Source organism: Vibrio nitrifigilis (assembly GCF_015686695.1).
Taxonomy (GTDB): domain Bacteria; phylum Pseudomonadota; class Gammaproteobacteria; order Enterobacterales; family Vibrionaceae; genus Vibrio; species Vibrio nitrifigilis.
The window spans coordinates 2927738-2943547 of the sequence record NZ_JADPMR010000001.1 but is presented as its reverse complement, the minus strand read 5'-3'; the positions used below and the strand labels follow the sequence as shown (position 1 = coordinate 2943547).

The following is a 15810-nucleotide window of genomic DNA, read 5'->3' as shown; positions in this document are numbered from 1 at the left end:
TATTTACTCGATTATCGTTAAGTCGAACCAAGGTTCGATAGCATTAAGAACATCTAAATCTTTGGCTTGTGACCAAACATCCCGAATAGAACGACCGTCATTTGGGATAATAAGTTCCGGACAAAGTTCATATAGAGGTTGTATAACGAAGGGATAGCGATATATGTCAGAGCGCGGTAATTCTGGTTTCTGTTTTGAACAAATATCACCATACAAAATAATATCAAGATCGATGGTTCTCGGTTGAAATTTCTGTGCATCAACCGTTCTGCCTAATCGAAGCTCAATGTCTCTTAACTCGCTAGCCAACTGCTGTAAAGATAATTGGGTCTGGAACTCCACCACTAAGTTATAAAATGGTTGCCCCTTAAACCCTATTGCCTCGCACTCATAGATGGTGGAAAGAGTAACTCCTTTCCCTAGCCTTTTTAATTCGGCGAGTGCGGATTCAATATGATTGTGACGATCAATATTTGAGCCTATGCCAACATAGGTTGCGATCATAACTCTCCCCGTTCAATGATCACTCCTACACCACGCGCTTGAGCAACTGCTTTTGGCTTAGTTAAACGAATATGAACCCAAGGCACTGAGAATTTTGTCATGATGAGCTCAGCCACTTCCTCAGCTACACGCTCAACTAACAAAAATGCTCCAGATTCAATATGTTCAATAATTGCAGTACTAACTGTCGAGTAATCTAACGCATCAACAACGTTATCACTTAAACCTGCGGGACGATTATCATGAGCCATCTCGATATCGAGGATGAGTTTCTGTTTGATCTGCTGTTCCCAGTCGTAAACACCAATGGTGGCAATAACTTCAAGCTGGTCGATAAAAACTTTATCCATTATTTATTTGTTTCCTTTTACATACAGGTCGGATACCCAAATCGATGAAAACATCGTACTATCTGTTAGTCGCAATATCATATACCGAATCCAAACTTAGGTGTAAATTTCAGATAGTTTTTTATTTTTGGTTAATTATCTGGTCAAATAGACGGCGATTTATGTAGATAAATATCGACTTAGAGGCAATTATGACTCCATTGGCACTGATTATGACGATTTTCGCCTATTTGCTTGGGTCGATATCCAGTGCCGTATTGATCTGTCGTTTACTGCGCCTTCCAGATCCAAGAGAAACAGGGTCTCAAAACCCAGGAGCAACGAATGTGCTTAGAATCGGCGGCAGAAAGGCAGCCGCTGCAGTCCTTTTTTTCGATATGCTTAAAGGAACTATTCCTGTTTGGGGCAGCTACTTTCTCGAAATTCCTCCCTTTGTCTTAGGTATCATTGCGATAGCCGCGTGCTTAGGTCACATGTATCCTATTTTCTTTCACTTTAAAGGTGGAAAAGGTGTTGCGACCGCATTAGGAGCCATTGCCCCTATCGGATTAGATCTTACCGCAATCATTATGGCAACTTGGCTCGCAATCGCGGTTTTATTTCGCTATTCATCATTAGCTGCATTAGTCACCGTGCTTCTTGCACCGCTTTACACTTGGATGATCAAACCTCAATACACACTACCAGTTGCGATGTTGTGCTGTTTGATCGTACTGCGCCATCACCAAAATATTAAACGGCTATTTTTAGGCACAGAACCTAAGGTGGGCGAAAAAAAGCTCGTAAGTGAAGATTAAACGTGTTCTAGCCCAAACTAGACGTGATAAATAAGCCATGTATTTCATGGCTTTTATATAGATAAACAATAACTAAGCAAACTTAGCGAAGAATTTGAGTAACATCTCAGAAACGATTTCAGGCTGTTCCAAATTACTGATATGCCCCGCTGCAGGGATAATCTCTAACTGACTGCCATCAATCACATCTTGCATCAAATACGACTCCAAAGCTGGTCGAGGTTTATCCTCAGCTCCTACCGCAATCAATACGGGTAGAGCCAAATGTTCTAACTCATCCAATGCATCACGACGTCCAAATACCCAACGACCGACTTGAGCAATATTAACGACAGCTTCTCCTTCTAATCGACTTAAATGCTCTCTAAAAGCAGACACTAATTGAGGATGTGTTTGTTCCGCTTGATGGGAGAAAAACAGCGGAGCAACACTATCAACGATTGGCTGTGGGATACATTTTGCTTGGCTAATAGCATCCAGCATCGCGAAATACTTATCGTGTGTGACTTGTGGTTCTAAGCCCAAAAAGGTATCTAGCAATACTAAGCTCTTAACTCGCTCTGGAGCACTTAAAGCGACTTCCGCTCCCCACATTCCCCCCACCGACAAACCTGCAATCGAGAAATGTTCAATCCCTAAGTGATCCATTAAAGCCAGAATATGCAGCGCATAATCGCGTAGGCCGCGTGTGCTTTTAGGCGCCATATCTGACTGCCCATGAGCCCATAAATCAGGAACAATACAGCGGTAATGCTGACTAAGTGCCTCAATTTGTGGTGCCCACATTTGGCTATCCCAAAGATAACTGTGGCCGAGCACAATCACTTCACCTTCACCCTGATCGATATAACTCATGGTGCAACCATCGATTACAAAGGTATTCATCATAGAGTCCCTATCTTTATCTATCTGTTTCATTTCAATATAAAACGGCCACCAATACAGGTAGCCGTTCATCGTTCACTCTTGGATCAAACCCAATAAAATCACTGATTCGTAATTGGGTTCAATTGGTCTATTGGCCAACGAGGTTTTGCTTCCAAGCTCAAATCGGTCACATCACCATTTTTCAAACGTTGCATGCCTGCGTAGGCGATCATCGCACCGTTATCAGTACAAAACTCAGTACGAGGATAATACACCGCACCACCGCGTTTAGCCGCAAGCGTTTCCAATGCCTGACGAAGCGCCTTATTCGCACTCACACCACCAGCAATCACAATTCGTTTTAGTCCCGTTTGCTCAAGGGCACGACGACATTTAATCACTAACGTATCACAAACCGCTTCTTGGAATGCATAAGCAATATCGGCACGAGTTTGTTCGTCATTACCTTGTGCTGCGATTGTATTCGCAGTAAACGTTTTTAATCCAGAGAAACTCATATCTAAGCCAGGGCGATCCGTCATTGGGCGAGGAAATTTAAAACGTCCCGCATGCCCTTTCTCGGCCAATTTAGCTAGCAATGGACCGCCAGGATAATCCAGCCCCATGAGCTTAGCCGTTTTATCAAAGGCTTCACCTGCGGCATCATCAATCGACTCGCCTAAAATTTTATAATCACCAATAGCTCGTACTTCAACGATCATGGTGTGCCCACCAGACACCAACAAGGCTAAAAATGGGAATTCCGGTGGCGTATCTTCTAGCATTGGCGCAAGCAGGTGTCCTTCCATATGATGAACCGGTACTGCAGGCACATTCCATGCGTAAGCTAAACTACGACCAATGGTAGAACCCACTAACAATGCGCCGACTAAACCTGGGCCCGCTGTATAGGCCACACCATCAATATCTGCAGGCGTCAAATTGGCATCTGCCATCGCTTGTTTAATCAATGGTACAGCTTTTTTAACGTGATCACGTGATGCCAACTCTGGCACCACACCACCATAATCGGCATGGAGTTTAATTTGACTATAAAGCTGATGAGCCAAGAGGCCTTTCTCATCATCGTAAATCGCTACACCCGTTTCATCACAAGAGGTTTCAATACCAATAATGCGCATAATTTTCTTCGCACGCTGCCATTAAGAATTCAAAATTGGCGCCATGTTACCTCGGGTTTGCATTACAAACAAATTTTGTACAGACTATGGGCGACAAAACCCTTTACAAAGAGGTGAGGTTCGGATTAAAATTCCTCACCATTTTTGATCTCGCTGGTTATAAACCCAACAGCTCACTGTTTTGCAAAAAACACTGAGCACGTTTTGGTGAAGAAATACCAGCATTAACGAATTAACCCCTGAGGTGAAAGGCATATGCCAGTAGTTAAAGTACGTGAAAACGAACCGTTCGACGTTGCTCTACGTCGTTTCAAGCGCTCTTGCGAAAAAGCAGGTATCCTTTCTGAAGTGCGTCGTCGTGAGCACTATGAAAAACCAACTACAGTTCGCAAACGCGCTAAAGCAGCAGCTCAAAAGCGTCACGCTAAGAAGCTTGCTCGCGAAAACGCACGTCGCGTTCGCTTGTACTAATAACTGAATTCCAAATCTAAGGAAATCCGTTATGGCTCTTATTGATAAACTCAAACAAGAGCAAAAATCTGCGATGAGAGCCAAGGATAAAATACGCCTTGGCACAATTCGTTTGGCCTTATCAGCCATTAAACAGCGTGAAGTCGACGAAAGAATTACTCTTTCTGACGATGAGATCGTTGCTGTATTGACTAAGATGGTTAAACAGCGTCGCGATTCATTTGCTCAATATGAATCAGCGGGTCGTCAAGATCTAGCTGACGCGGAAAAAGCTGAAATCACTGTACTTGAGGAATTTATGCCTCAGCCTTTGACTGAGACAGAAGTTGCAGCATTAATTGCTAATGCAGTTACAGAATCTTCGGCTAAAGGTATGCAAGACATGGGTAAAGTGATGGCTCTTTTGAAACCGCAACTTCAAGGGCGCGCTGATATGGGTAAAGTAAGTGGTTTAGTGAAAGCTCAACTCGCTTAGTTATCCAACCCTAATTACATCAAGCCGTGCTATCCTCTGGAATGCACGGCTTGTTTGTATCTCTCTTCAATAAATTGGGACTTTCTTTTAGGTTTTATGGCAGGACACATTCCTCGTAGTTTCATTGATGATCTCCTGGCTCGACTTGATATTGTCGATATTATCGACGCACGTGTAAAACTTAAAAAAAAGGGCAAAAACTACTCTGCTTGTTGTCCATTCCATAATGAAAAAACCCCCTCTTTTAGCGTTAGCCAAGAAAAGCAGTTTTACCACTGTTTTGGATGTGGGGCGCATGGTAATGCCATTGATTTTCTTATGGAATATGAGCGACTGGAGTTTCCAGAAGCCATTGAAGAACTCGCCTCATCACTAGGATTAGAAGTCCCTAGAGAAGCGAATTCCACCCCTTCATCAAATCGCTCCAATACACCGAAAGCGAATAGTGAAGAAAAACGTAGCCTCTATGACCTAATGGGCAGTATTGCTCAGTATTACCGTCAACAATTAAAAGTCCCCTCCAATCGAGTCGCTATCGATTATCTAAAAAATCGCGGTCTCTCGGGGGAAATTGTTCAAAAATTCGGTATTGGTTATGTGGCTGATGAATGGGATTCGGTCCGCAAAAACTTTGGTCAAAGCCGAAATGTTCAAGATATGCTCGTCACTGGCGGGATGCTCATCGAGAACGACAAAGGCAATCGATACGATCGTTTTCGCGGCCGGGTAATGTTCCCCATTCGAGATCGCCGAGGTCGAGTGATCGGCTTCGGTGGGCGGGTATTAGGTGATGGTACACCGAAATACCTAAACTCGCCTGAAACGCCAATTTTTCATAAAGGCAAAGAGCTATATGGCCTTTATGAAGTGCTCCAATCCTACCGTGAACCACCACAAATTTTGGTGGTCGAAGGATATATGGATGTGGTGGCATTAGCACAATATGGTGTGGATTATTCCGTAGCATCATTAGGAACATCGACGACTGGCGACCATTTACAATTACTGTTTCGCCAAACAAATACCGTCGTGTGCTGCTATGATGGAGACCGTGCGGGTCGTGAAGCCGCTTGGCGTGCTTTAGAAAACGCATTGGGCTACCTGAAAAGCGGTAATGTACTGAAATTTCTTTTTTTACCTGATGGCGAAGATCCGGATAGTTATATTCGAAAATATGGTAAAGATGCATTTGAACAACAAGTTCAAACAGCAGAACCTCTATCGAAATATTTATTTAGCAATCTTTTGACACAGGTTGATGTGGGCAATAACGAAGGTAAAGCAGCACTTGAAGCATTAGCACTACCTTTAATTCGTAAAGTTCCTGATGAATATCTTCAAGAACAACTACTTAGACTTCTTGAACAAAAAACAGGCATTTACAAAAAACCGGTCGTGAATCAGGAAACTAATGCACGTCCGCAGCCACATAAAGAGATAAAACGTACCCCGATGAGGGAAGTAATAGCTTTGCTTCTCCAGAATCCGAGCTATGCTGAAATGGTGCCAAATCTATCAGCTGTCAGAGGTCTGGAGATTCCGGGATTATCTCTATTAGTAGAGGTCCTTGATAAATGCCAGCAACATCCCCATATCACTACTGGCCAGCTCATGGAGCACTGGCGAAACAAAAAAAACGAGATACTTCTTTCTCGTCTAGCAAGTTGGGATATACCTCTTGTTGAAGACAATCAAGAAGAACTATTTTTAGACTCATTGGACAAAATTTTAGCCCAGTGTGTAGAGAAACAAATTGAAACCTTGCTCGCTAAAGACAGAAGCATCGGTTTATCAGTCGATGAAAAGAGGGAGCTTCTGGCGTTAATGAACGACCTGAAAGCGTAACCCTGATTAATAGATAGTCAGCAGAGTCTCAATTTGTTATAATACGTGGTTTGCATTTCGCATACTTTATTCCTTCACCAGATACGAAGTTGGATACCGTCTATGGATCAAAATCCGCAGTCACAGCTGAAACTACTTGTTGTTAAAGGCAAAGAGCAAGGCTATCTGACCTACGCCGAAGTAAATGACCACCTACCCGCTGAAATCGTAGATTCAGAGCAGGTAGAAGATATTATTCAAATGATTAACGACATGGGTATCAAGGTTGTTGAAACAGCTCCAGATGCCGATGATCTCGCGTTAAACGATGATAACAATATCACCGACGAAGATGCAGCCGAAGCTGCAGCAGCCGCACTTTCTAGCGTAGAAAATGAAATCGGTCGTACGACCGATCCTGTTCGCATGTACATGCGTGAAATGGGTACCGTTGAGCTGTTAACCCGTGAGGGTGAGATTGATATCGCTAAGCGCATTGAAGATGGTATTAACCAAGTTCAAAGCGCTGTGGCGGAATACCCTGGTACGATTCCGTACATCCTTGAACAATTTGATAAAGTTCAAGCAGAGGAACTTCGTCTTACTGACCTTATTACAGGCTTTGTTGATCCTGACGATGAAGATGGCCAAGCGCCAACTGCTACTCACATCGGTTCAGAACTTTCAGCAAAAGACCTAAAAGAAGAAAGTAACGACATCTCGAAAAACGATGACGACGATGAAGACGACGATGAGAAAGATAACGACGACGATTCTGAAGAAGAAGAAGATGTTGGTATCGATCCTGAGCTTGCTTTAGAGAAATTCACTAACTTACGTAACGAGTTCCAGAATCTGCAACTTGCTATCAATGAGCACGGTGATGAAAGTAAAGCCTCTAAAAAAGCAACGGATCTCGTTCAAGAAGTGTTCCGCGAATTTCGCTTAACACCAAAACAGTTCGATCATCTTGTTAATACACTACGAACTTCAATGGATCGCGTTCGCACTCAAGAACGTCTTATCATGAAGAACGTTGTGGAATACGCAAAAATGCCGAAGAAGTCTTTCATCGCATTATTTACTGGTAATGAATCTAGTGAAGCATGGTTAGATGAAATCTTGGCATCTGATAAACCGTACGCAGAAAAAGTCCGCGTACGTGAAGATGATATTCGTCGTTCTATCCAAAAATTGGATAACATCGAACGTGAAACATCACTGTCAGTTCGTCGTATTAAAGACATCAGCCGCCGTATGTCTATCGGTGAAGCGAAAGCTCGCCGAGCGAAGAAAGAGATGGTTGAAGCGAACTTACGTCTGGTTATTTCAATTGCTAAGAAATACACCAACCGTGGTCTGCAATTCTTGGACTTAATCCAAGAAGGTAACATCGGTCTAATGAAAGCGGTTGATAAATTCGAATACCGTCGTGGTTATAAGTTCTCAACTTATGCGACATGGTGGATTCGTCAGGCAATCACTCGTTCGATCGCAGACCAAGCACGTACGATTCGTATTCCAGTACACATGATCGAAACGATCAACAAACTGAACCGTATCTCACGTCAAATGCTTCAAGAAATGGGCCGCGAACCATTACCTGAAGAATTGGCAGAGCGCATGCAAATGCCTGAAGATAAGATTCGTAAAGTACTGAAAATCGCGAAAGAGCCAATCTCAATGGAGACACCAATCGGTGACGACGAAGATTCGCATCTAGGTGATTTTATTGAGGATACAACGCTAGAACTACCACTTGATTCTGCAACTTCAACTAGCTTGAAAGTAGCAACTCGTGATGTATTAGCGGGTTTGACTCCTCGTGAAGCAAAAGTACTACGTATGCGTTTCGGTATCGACATGAATACTGACCACACTCTTGAAGAAGTGGGTAAACAGTTCGACGTAACTCGTGAACGTATTCGTCAGATCGAAGCAAAAGCGCTTCGTAAACTTCGTCACCCAAGCCGTTCAGAAACTCTGCGCAGCTTCCTAGACGAATAAGTCGTGATGACTTTTTAAGCAAAAACAGAAAAAAGGTGAGCGTTGGCTCACCTTTTTTTTATTTGTCGTTCTAAGTGAATAAAAACTAAGCGCAAATGACCCCTATAGCATCTAGACACGCCCCATCCCATCCCCTATAATCATTCACCAGTTTGGCCCCTTAGCTCAGTGGTTAGAGCAGTCGACTCATAATCGATTGGTCCGCAGTTCAAGTCTGCGAGGGGCCACCAAATTACGAAAGCCTGATGAGGAAACTCATCAGGCTTTTTTCGTTTCTAGCTTTTAGACTATTAAGCGATTGAAGGCTCACTGGTAAATAACTCGCTGAGCGACGTTAAAAACCGTCTGGGTAGAAGTGGATGAGCACGCGCACCTACTAATAGCACAACATCCACGGCAGGTAATACGGGTAGGTCAGACAGAATCGTTAAATCATCCGTCACACTCAGTCGCCCCATAGCACCTATGGCTAAGCCTTGACGAACAATGGCTCTTTGCGCCGATGAGGTATTACTACAGGCAATCAAACGAAACGGAATACCACGCTTGTTTAGTCCATCAATCGCAGCTGCGTGATAACGACAATCCGATTGAAATAAGGCGAGCGAAAGTACGTCTCCGTACTTGCCTGAATCAGGGTTTGCACCAATCCACACACCTTGATCGCTGGTAATCCAATACCCTTCTTCACTATTAGAGTGACGCGTGACTATCGCAGCATCCAGTTTCCCGTTATCCAGCCAACTGCGAAGCACTGAGCTAGGCTCATTGAAGATCTGAATAGAACATGCAGGCTTTGCCATCATCAGAGACTCAATAACCTTAGGTAGCACCTTGTCATTGTAATCTTCTGGACACCCCAAACGCAGTGGCTGTTTATTTTTATATTTTTTTAAGTCCGCTAACGCACTGTCATGACGTTCAATTAAATCACTGGCGTAATTGATCAGATTAATGCCAGCTTCACTAAGAGCAAGGTTACGCCCATCACGAACAAATAATTCACTGCCCACTTCTTCTTCTAGTTTGCGCATCTGTACGCTAAATGCTGATTGGGTGCGGCAAATCTGCTTCGCAGCTCGAGTAAAACTGCCTGTTTCGACAAAGGCGAGAAAGCTACGTAAAGAATCAATATCCATGTATTCGATCACCCATCGTTTTTATTAATAGTTGTTATCAATACTATCCGTTAGTCAGCATCAAAACTCTTCCCTATGCTAACTCATAACCAAAGGACAAGGAGTTATGTTATGCAACTTTATATCGCAAACCAAAATTATTCGACGTGGTCACTTCGAGCATGGATTATCTTTGCACATTACGATCTTGATTTTGAATGTAAGAAACTCTCACTATTCACTCCCGAGTTCTACGATACCTTAGGTGATATTACTCCGACATCTAAAGTTCCGGCGCTTGTCGATGGAAAGATTGCAGTATGGGAGTCTCTGGCAATTTTGGAGTATATCAACGAGACCTACTTAGCAGGTAAAGCGTGGCCTGCATCAGCGAACGAAAAAGCCCATGCTCGAGCGGTTAGCTGTGAAATGCATTCAGGATTTGTTGCACTACGCAATGAAATGCCCATGAACTGCCGAGCTCGTCGTGAGGTCATTCTCAGTGAAGCCGCGCAAAAAGATATCGCACGTATCGAGCAATTATGGTCACAACAGATGGAGCAATACCCAGAAGGCTGGTTGTTCGGTGATTGGTCTATTGCCGATGCTATGTTTGCCCCTGTTGCCCTGCGCTTTGTCACTTATGGCATCAAGCTTTCAGCTCCCGCCAAGCAATATCAACAAAAAGTGCTTAATAGCCCGGAAATCCAACGTTGGTTGCAAGAAGCCAGTATCGAAACCGATATTGTTGATGAAGATGAAGTGGGTACACCGGTTTAAATCGCTTCGTTCCACGGCGTGATAAGACTTATTTATTCCTTCTTATCATGCCATTGGGCATCATTGAATGAGGTTGCGAAGCGATCTCTCATCCCTTACCCTAATGAATCAAAAGAATCAGAACCGTGTTCTGGTTCTTTTTGTTATAAAAGTATCAATAGCGTGATATTTCGGTTTACCGACAGCGCTTTCCATTTGATACTGACACAATAATTACGTAAGGATACCTCACAGATGAAGATTCATTTTTCCTCAATCGCTTTACCCAATTCGGGAACACTTGTTGTTCTTGTCAATGACAATGCGCCTCTTTCTGAGTATGCCAAACAACTGGATGAAAAAACTCAAGGCGCATTAACTAGAGCGATTCAGGTAGAACAATTTTCAGGTAAAAAAAATAGCCTGATCAATATCGTTGCTCCTGCCAATAGTGAACTGAACCGCATTGTCATTTTAGGTACAGGTAATGGTAGTGATATTGATATTCAACATGCCGCAGATGCATTGGTAAAACAAATCGAGACTTACCAACTAACGACTATCACGGTTTTGGCTGAGCAAGAGCAACAAGCCGCACAGTTCGCTTATGGCCTGCAACTGTCTAACTACCGTTTTGATAAATACCGCACTCGTAATGAGCTTCAGGCTAAATATCTACTCACAGAAGCTCACCTCCTCACTACGAATCCAGAACAAGCACAAGCTCTTTACGCACCATTAGAAGCCGTTGCTGAAGGGATTACGATTACTCGTGATCTTGTTTGGGAGCCTGCTAACGTCGTTTATCCTGAGTCTTTTGCTGAGTTTTGCCAAAAACTCGCTCCCTACGGACTAGAGATTGATGTCGTTAATAGTCAGCAAATGGCTGAACTCGGCATGGGCGCTCTACTTGGTGTAGGCCAAGGATCTATGCATGAGAGCCTAATGGTGATTTTGAAATATAACGGTGCGAATAACGATGAGGCTCCTGTGGCTTTCTTAGGTAAAGGGGTCACTTTCGACAGCGGCGGTCTTTCTCTTAAACCTAACTCTTCGATGAACACCATGAAAGAAGACATGGGCGGCGCTGCTACGGTTACTGGTTTAATGGTGGCACTGGCGAAACGCCAAGCCAACGTCAACGCTATCGGTGTACTCGGTTTAGTTGAAAACATGCCAAGTGATAAAGCACAACGCCCAAGTGATGTTGTGACCAGTATGTCGGGCCAAACCATCGAAGTAATGAACACCGATGCCGAAGGTCGCCTCGTATTGTGTGATTTAATGACGTATACCCAACGAACTTTTAAACCTAAGGCGATGTTTGATCTTGCAACACTAACAGGTGCAGTGCTAATTGCTCTTGGTGAAGAAATTGCAGGTATCTTCTCAAATGATGATGCGTTAAGTGCGCAAATCACCGCGGCGGGTGAAACAGAACAAGAACCTGTATGGCGTTTACCTATGGGTGGCCAATTTGATCGCTTACTCAAAAGCGAAATCGCTGACATGCGTAACAATGGCAATAAATTGCGTATCGGTGGTTCGAGCGTCGCTGCTCAGTTCCTATACCGTTTTATTGAAAATGAAACACCTTGGGTACACATCGATATTGCAGGTACAGCGTGGACTGGAGAAGGTCTACCAAATAAGCCAAAAGGTGCGACAGGCTTCGGCGTTCGTCTTCTTGATCGCTTAGTTAAAGAGCAATTCGAAGCATAACTAATTGAGTTATCAACATTTCATACTGATAAAGCAGCTTTTATAGCTGCTTTTTTATTGTGTTCAATAATATACAACAATACGCACAAAATTTAATACTGTTAAAGGGTTGTAAACTCTATTTGGATATTTTATAACAACTGTAACCGTATGGTTTTTAATCGGGTGCCATACCCTTTTTAAACCGTACGAATATAACTAATGTGGCCACGATACACCGTGATTGCCCGAACTATAAGTCACCGTCAGTCCAACCTGATGCCGCTCTTATTCCTGCAGTATTCACTATCAGCTTATCTGCTAAAACAAATACTCAATCGATAAGAACAACTTGTGACAGAGCACTAACAGTCGACACTGCGTAGCAGCACGACTCCATTTACCGTGACCCAAAAGTCTAACAATAAGTAAAGACGTCAAAAGGAATTATCAATGAGTTACTCTACAACCAACCCATACACTGGGGAACTAATCAAAACTTTTCCGGATGCCACTGATGAAGAAGTGCAACATTCTCTAGCGGCTGCCCATGAAGCTTTCCTTGGTTGGAAAGAAACCTCCTTCACTCACCGTGCTGATGTTCTACAAAAAGCCGCAGATATCCTGCGTAAGAACAAACGCCAATATGCAGAAATTCTTACCTTAGAGATGGGTAAAATTATTGGTGAAGCAGAAGCAGAAGTCGAATTGTCTGCGCAAATCATGGAATACTATGTAAAAAATGCAGAGACATTACTTGCGCCGGTAGAGCTTCCAGTTGCCGATCCAGCAGAAGGTAAAGCAAGAGTTGTCCACGATCCTCTTGGTGTGTTGCTTGCAATCGAACCATGGAATTTTCCGTTCTATCAAATTGCTCGTATCCTTGCGCCGCAGTTATCAGCAGGTAATACCTTATTACTAAAACACGCTTCAAATGTACCACAATCTGCTGCCGCTTTTGTGGATATCATGCTTGAAGCTGGCCTACCAAATGGTGCATTTCAAAATCTCTACGCAACTCGTCACCAAGTAGAAACCATCATTAACGATCCACGTGTTTGCGGTGTGGCACTCACAGGTTCTGAAGGCGCAGGTGCCATTGTCTCTTCTCAAGCAGGCAAAGCAATGAAGAAATCAACACTTGAGCTGGGCGGTGCAGATGCCTTCATCGTACTCGATGACGCTGAAATGGATAAAACCGTAAAATGGGCTGTGTTTGGTCGTCACTGGAATGGTGGTCAGGTATGTGTGTCATCTAAACGCATGATCATTCAAGATAATGTTTATGATGAATTCTTGACTCAATACACTGAGGGCGTTGCTGCTCTCAAAGCGGGTGATCCAATGGACCCAACCACAACGTTAGCACCACTCTCTTCACAAGGCGCAGCTGATGAAGTGAAAGAAAAAATCGCCGAAGCAGTCAAACATGGAGCAACCGCAACAGAAGTAGGCACTAAAGTGCCAGCTAATGGTGCCTTTGTTCAACCGACTATCTTGACCAATGTCACACCTGACAACCCAGCGTATTACTGGGAATTCTTTGGCCCAGTTTCCATGATTCTGCGCGCTAAAGACGAAGCGGATGCCATTGCAATCGCTAACGATTCACCATTTGGTTTAGGTGGTTCTGTTTTCACTGCTGATGAAAAACGCGGTGAACGAGTCGCACAACAGGTTTCAACCGGCATGATGTTTGTAAACCACCCAACAATGGTAAAAGCTGACTTACCATTTGGTGGGGTACGCAATTCTGGTTTCGGCCGTGAACTGATCGATTTAGGGATTAAAGAATTTGTGAACCACAAATTAATTAATATCGTTGATATCGACGCACCTTTCTAAATCTCAATAAATTGAAGGGCATACATTATGCCCTTCATCATTTTGTCATTAAATCGCCACCAAATCCTCACCAATCTGCAGCCTTACTGACATAGACGCTCTCTAGCATAAGCCTCAATATCACCCATAGTGTGAGGTTGTTAATATGCTATCAACTAGCCCGTTTAAACTGCCAAGGAAAACACCTTTTGGTCTTGGTGAACATTTTGCTGAATGGGCGACAGGCCTAAGTCAGCTCGATAAATTTTACGCTCAACGCCCTGCGGGTTGTAATACGAGAGAGTTCCTGCGCTTTACTCTAGAAGTACTCAATATTGATTACCAAGTCATTCGCGGATCGATTAACCACGTACCAGAAAGTGGCGCGACCGTTGTGGTAGCAAATCATCCGTTAGGTTGTGTCGAAGGGGTTATCCTAGCGGAGTTATTGCTAGAGAAACGCTCAGATGTGCAAATTCTCGCTAACCACTACCTAAAAACTGTACCGGAATTAGATGAGCTATTCATCGGTGTTGATGTGTTTGAAGGGCCAAAAGCGGCGAAAGCGAATCTGATGGCAATGCGCCGAGCACACAAGCACTTGGATCAAGGTGGACTGCTGTTAATCTTCCCAGCAGGAGAAGTCTCCCAATTAGTTGATCACAAACAGCGCCGTTTAGAAGATAAAGAATGGAGTCAATCAGTGAGCCGCTTAGTGAAAAAACACAAAGCGACCACAGTACCTGTTTACATTGATGGCCATAACTCGAAACGTTTCTATATGGCTGGAAAAATCCACCCGCTGCTACGCACTCTAATGCTCGGCCGAGAACTGCTCAACAAAACACAATCCCGTATTCAAATCTCAATTGGCGAAGCCATTCACTATAAAGAGGTTCACCACCTTTGCGATGAACAAATGGTGAATTATCTGCGTCTTAATACCTATCTTCTACAACAGGTATCCAGTGAAAAACGTAATAAAACCAGCGGTGATACGACCTTAGCGCCTATTGCTCCTCGCCTACCACTTGCCGATCTTCTCCACGATCTCAATCACCTACCAACAGACGATAAGCTACTTAGCCACAACGATTTCGATGTGTACTGCACGACAGCAGACAAAATTCCGTCCATCCTGTTGGAGATTGGTCGCATTAGAGAAGAGAATTTTCGTTTAGTAGGAGAAGGCACGGGCCTCGCCGTTGATATCGATGAGTTTGATCGTGACTACCTACACCTTTTCATCTGGGATCATGAACAACAGCAATTAGTCGGTGCCTATCGGCTTGGGTTAGTCGATCAACTGCTTGCTCATCGGGATATCGATAGTCTCTATTCAAGTACGCTATTTCATTATGATCGGCAGTTTATGGATAACATGGGTAAAGCGATAGAGATGGGACGCTCTGTTGTTGACCATCACTACCAAAAATCGATGGCTCCACTACTCTTGTTATGGAAAGGTATTGCTACATATGTCTATCGACATCCGGAATATACCCACCTTTTTGGCCCTGTGAGTATCAGTAATGATTACAGTGAGCAGGCTCGGCGTTTATTAGCCGATACCATGACACTGCATTACTACGATAATACACAAGCTGATTTTGTCTCAGCAACAAACCCACTCCCTACTACAGGTCAAGCACAGTGGAACTCTAGCTTACTGACTTCGTTAGCCGACTTGCAGCTTCTTAGTCGTGTTATTGCTCGTATTGATGAAGGGAAAGGCGTACCGGTACTGTTAAGGCAATATCTTGGCTTGAATGGCAAACTGGTCAGCTTTAACGTTGACCCTGACTTTAATGACGCTCTTGATGGCTTAATCGTTGTAGATCTGCGTCATGTTCCAAAAAGAACATTGGGACGATACATGGGGTGTGAGCAAGCTGGCGAATATTTAACTCGACACAAATAGCCTCAGCTTACTCTCTTGAACAAGATAAACGGCTACTCAAAGTAGCCGTT

General features: G+C 43.6%; 14 protein-coding genes and 1 tRNA gene. 10 read left to right on the top strand and 5 right to left on the bottom strand.

Features of this window, described 5'->3' with window-relative positions; all coding sequences use genetic code 11:
• Window positions 1-3: 3 nt before the first annotated feature.
• Complete coding sequence (gene folK, locus I1A42_RS13155) at window positions 4-504, bottom strand: 2-amino-4-hydroxy-6-hydroxymethyldihydropteridine diphosphokinase (RefSeq protein WP_196123709.1); 501 nt, start codon at window positions 502-504, stop codon at window positions 4-6.
• Window positions 501-854: a dihydroneopterin aldolase gene (gene folB, locus I1A42_RS13150; RefSeq protein WP_161153929.1), complete on the bottom strand. Its 354-nt coding sequence runs from the start codon at window positions 852-854 to the stop codon at window positions 501-503. Before folB ends, folK begins: the two co-directional genes overlap by 4 nt.
• A gap of 191 nt (window positions 855-1045) precedes the next feature.
• Here folB and plsY point away from each other — a divergent pair, with 191 nt between their 5' ends.
• Entirely contained in the window at window positions 1046-1651 is a 606-nt protein-coding gene (gene plsY, locus I1A42_RS13145; protein ID WP_161153930.1) for a glycerol-3-phosphate 1-O-acyltransferase PlsY, read from the top strand.
• Between the two features lie 72 nt (window positions 1652-1723).
• Here the strand turns inward: plsY and I1A42_RS13140 are convergent, their stop codons facing one another.
• Both I1A42_RS13140 and tsaD read right to left on the bottom strand, forming a co-directional pair.
• On the bottom strand, window positions 1724-2536 hold the full coding sequence (locus tag I1A42_RS13140) for an alpha/beta fold hydrolase (RefSeq protein ID WP_196123843.1): 813 nt from the start codon (window positions 2534-2536) through the stop codon (window positions 1724-1726).
• Window positions 2537-2637: 101 nt separating this feature from the next.
• Entirely contained in the window at window positions 2638-3660 is a 1023-nt protein-coding gene (gene tsaD, locus I1A42_RS13135) for a tRNA (adenosine(37)-N6)-threonylcarbamoyltransferase complex transferase subunit TsaD (RefSeq protein ID WP_196123708.1), read from the bottom strand.
• 255 nt (window positions 3661-3915) lie between these two features.
• On the opposite strand from tsaD, the gene rpsU reads away from it, so the two are divergent.
• From rpsU to I1A42_RS13110, 5 genes are all read left to right on the top strand, one after another.
• Window positions 3916-4131, top strand: coding sequence for a 30S ribosomal protein S21 (rpsU, locus tag I1A42_RS13130; RefSeq protein ID WP_001145625.1), 216 nt, complete (start codon window positions 3916-3918; stop codon window positions 4129-4131).
• A 31-nt stretch (window positions 4132-4162) separates the two neighbouring features.
• Complete coding sequence (locus I1A42_RS13125) at window positions 4163-4606, top strand: GatB/YqeY domain-containing protein (protein WP_161153932.1); 444 nt, start codon at window positions 4163-4165, stop codon at window positions 4604-4606.
• A gap of 96 nt (window positions 4607-4702) precedes the next feature.
• Entirely contained in the window at window positions 4703-6451 is a 1749-nt protein-coding gene (dnaG, locus tag I1A42_RS13120; RefSeq protein ID WP_196123707.1) for a DNA primase, read from the top strand.
• A gap of 102 nt (window positions 6452-6553) precedes the next feature.
• Entirely contained in the window at window positions 6554-8437 is a 1884-nt protein-coding gene (gene rpoD / locus I1A42_RS13115; protein ID WP_161153934.1) for an RNA polymerase sigma factor RpoD, read from the top strand.
• 154 nt (window positions 8438-8591) lie between these two features.
• Window positions 8592-8667: transfer RNA gene (locus tag I1A42_RS13110), tRNA-Ile, on the top strand.
• Between the two features lie 60 nt (window positions 8668-8727).
• Here I1A42_RS13110 and I1A42_RS13105 read toward each other — a convergent pair.
• Window positions 8728-9576: a LysR family transcriptional regulator gene (locus I1A42_RS13105; RefSeq protein WP_196123706.1), complete on the bottom strand. Its 849-nt coding sequence runs from the start codon at window positions 9574-9576 to the stop codon at window positions 8728-8730.
• A gap of 111 nt (window positions 9577-9687) precedes the next feature.
• On the opposite strand from I1A42_RS13105, the gene I1A42_RS13100 reads away from it, so the two are divergent.
• From I1A42_RS13100 to I1A42_RS13085, 4 genes are all read left to right on the top strand, one after another.
• Window positions 9688-10335: a glutathione S-transferase family protein gene (locus I1A42_RS13100; RefSeq protein ID WP_196123705.1), complete on the top strand. Its 648-nt coding sequence runs from the start codon at window positions 9688-9690 to the stop codon at window positions 10333-10335.
• A 234-nt stretch (window positions 10336-10569) separates the two neighbouring features.
• The gene (locus tag I1A42_RS13095; RefSeq protein ID WP_196123704.1) at window positions 10570-12036 is read left to right on the top strand and encodes a leucyl aminopeptidase; all 1467 of its coding nucleotides are present in this window, start codon (window positions 10570-10572) and stop codon (window positions 12034-12036) included.
• A gap of 432 nt (window positions 12037-12468) precedes the next feature.
• Window positions 12469-13860: an NAD-dependent succinate-semialdehyde dehydrogenase gene (locus I1A42_RS13090; RefSeq protein ID WP_196123703.1), complete on the top strand. Its 1392-nt coding sequence runs from the start codon at window positions 12469-12471 to the stop codon at window positions 13858-13860.
• A gap of 145 nt (window positions 13861-14005) precedes the next feature.
• Window positions 14006-15760, top strand: a complete 1755-nt coding sequence (locus I1A42_RS13085) for a lysophospholipid acyltransferase family protein (RefSeq protein ID WP_196123702.1) — start codon at window positions 14006-14008, stop codon at window positions 15758-15760.
• Window positions 15761-15810: the final 50 nt, after the last annotated feature.

Bases quoted from the DNA above. Each gene is read 5' to 3' on its own strand.
- I1A42_RS13095 (WP_196123704.1), top strand. From the start codon at position 10,570: ATGAAGATTCATTTTTCCTCAATCGCTTTACCCAATTCGGGAACACTT.
- folK (WP_196123709.1), bottom strand. From the start codon at position 504: ATGATCGCAACCTATGTTGGCATAGGCTCAAATATTGATCGTCACAAT.
- I1A42_RS13100 (WP_196123705.1), top strand. From the start codon at position 9,688: ATGCAACTTTATATCGCAAACCAAAATTATTCGACGTGGTCACTTCGA.
- I1A42_RS13090 (WP_196123703.1), top strand. From the start codon at position 12,469: ATGAGTTACTCTACAACCAACCCATACACTGGGGAACTAATCAAAACT.
- plsY (WP_161153930.1), top strand. From the start codon at position 1,046: ATGACTCCATTGGCACTGATTATGACGATTTTCGCCTATTTGCTTGGG.
- I1A42_RS13125 (WP_161153932.1), top strand. From the start codon at position 4,163: ATGGCTCTTATTGATAAACTCAAACAAGAGCAAAAATCTGCGATGAGA.
- rpsU (WP_001145625.1), top strand. From the start codon at position 3,916: ATGCCAGTAGTTAAAGTACGTGAAAACGAACCGTTCGACGTTGCTCTA.
- I1A42_RS13105 (WP_196123706.1), bottom strand. From the start codon at position 9,576: ATGGATATTGATTCTTTACGTAGCTTTCTCGCCTTTGTCGAAACAGGC.
- rpoD (WP_161153934.1), top strand. From the start codon at position 6,554: ATGGATCAAAATCCGCAGTCACAGCTGAAACTACTTGTTGTTAAAGGC.
- I1A42_RS13140 (WP_196123843.1), bottom strand. From the start codon at position 2,536: ATGAATACCTTTGTAATCGATGGTTGCACCATGAGTTATATCGATCAG.
- folB (WP_161153929.1), bottom strand. From the start codon at position 854: ATGGATAAAGTTTTTATCGACCAGCTTGAAGTTATTGCCACCATTGGT.
- I1A42_RS13085 (WP_196123702.1), top strand. From the start codon at position 14,006: ATGCTATCAACTAGCCCGTTTAAACTGCCAAGGAAAACACCTTTTGGT.
- tsaD (WP_196123708.1), bottom strand. From the start codon at position 3,660: ATGCGCATTATTGGTATTGAAACCTCTTGTGATGAAACGGGTGTAGCG.
- dnaG (WP_196123707.1), top strand. From the start codon at position 4,703: ATGGCAGGACACATTCCTCGTAGTTTCATTGATGATCTCCTGGCTCGA.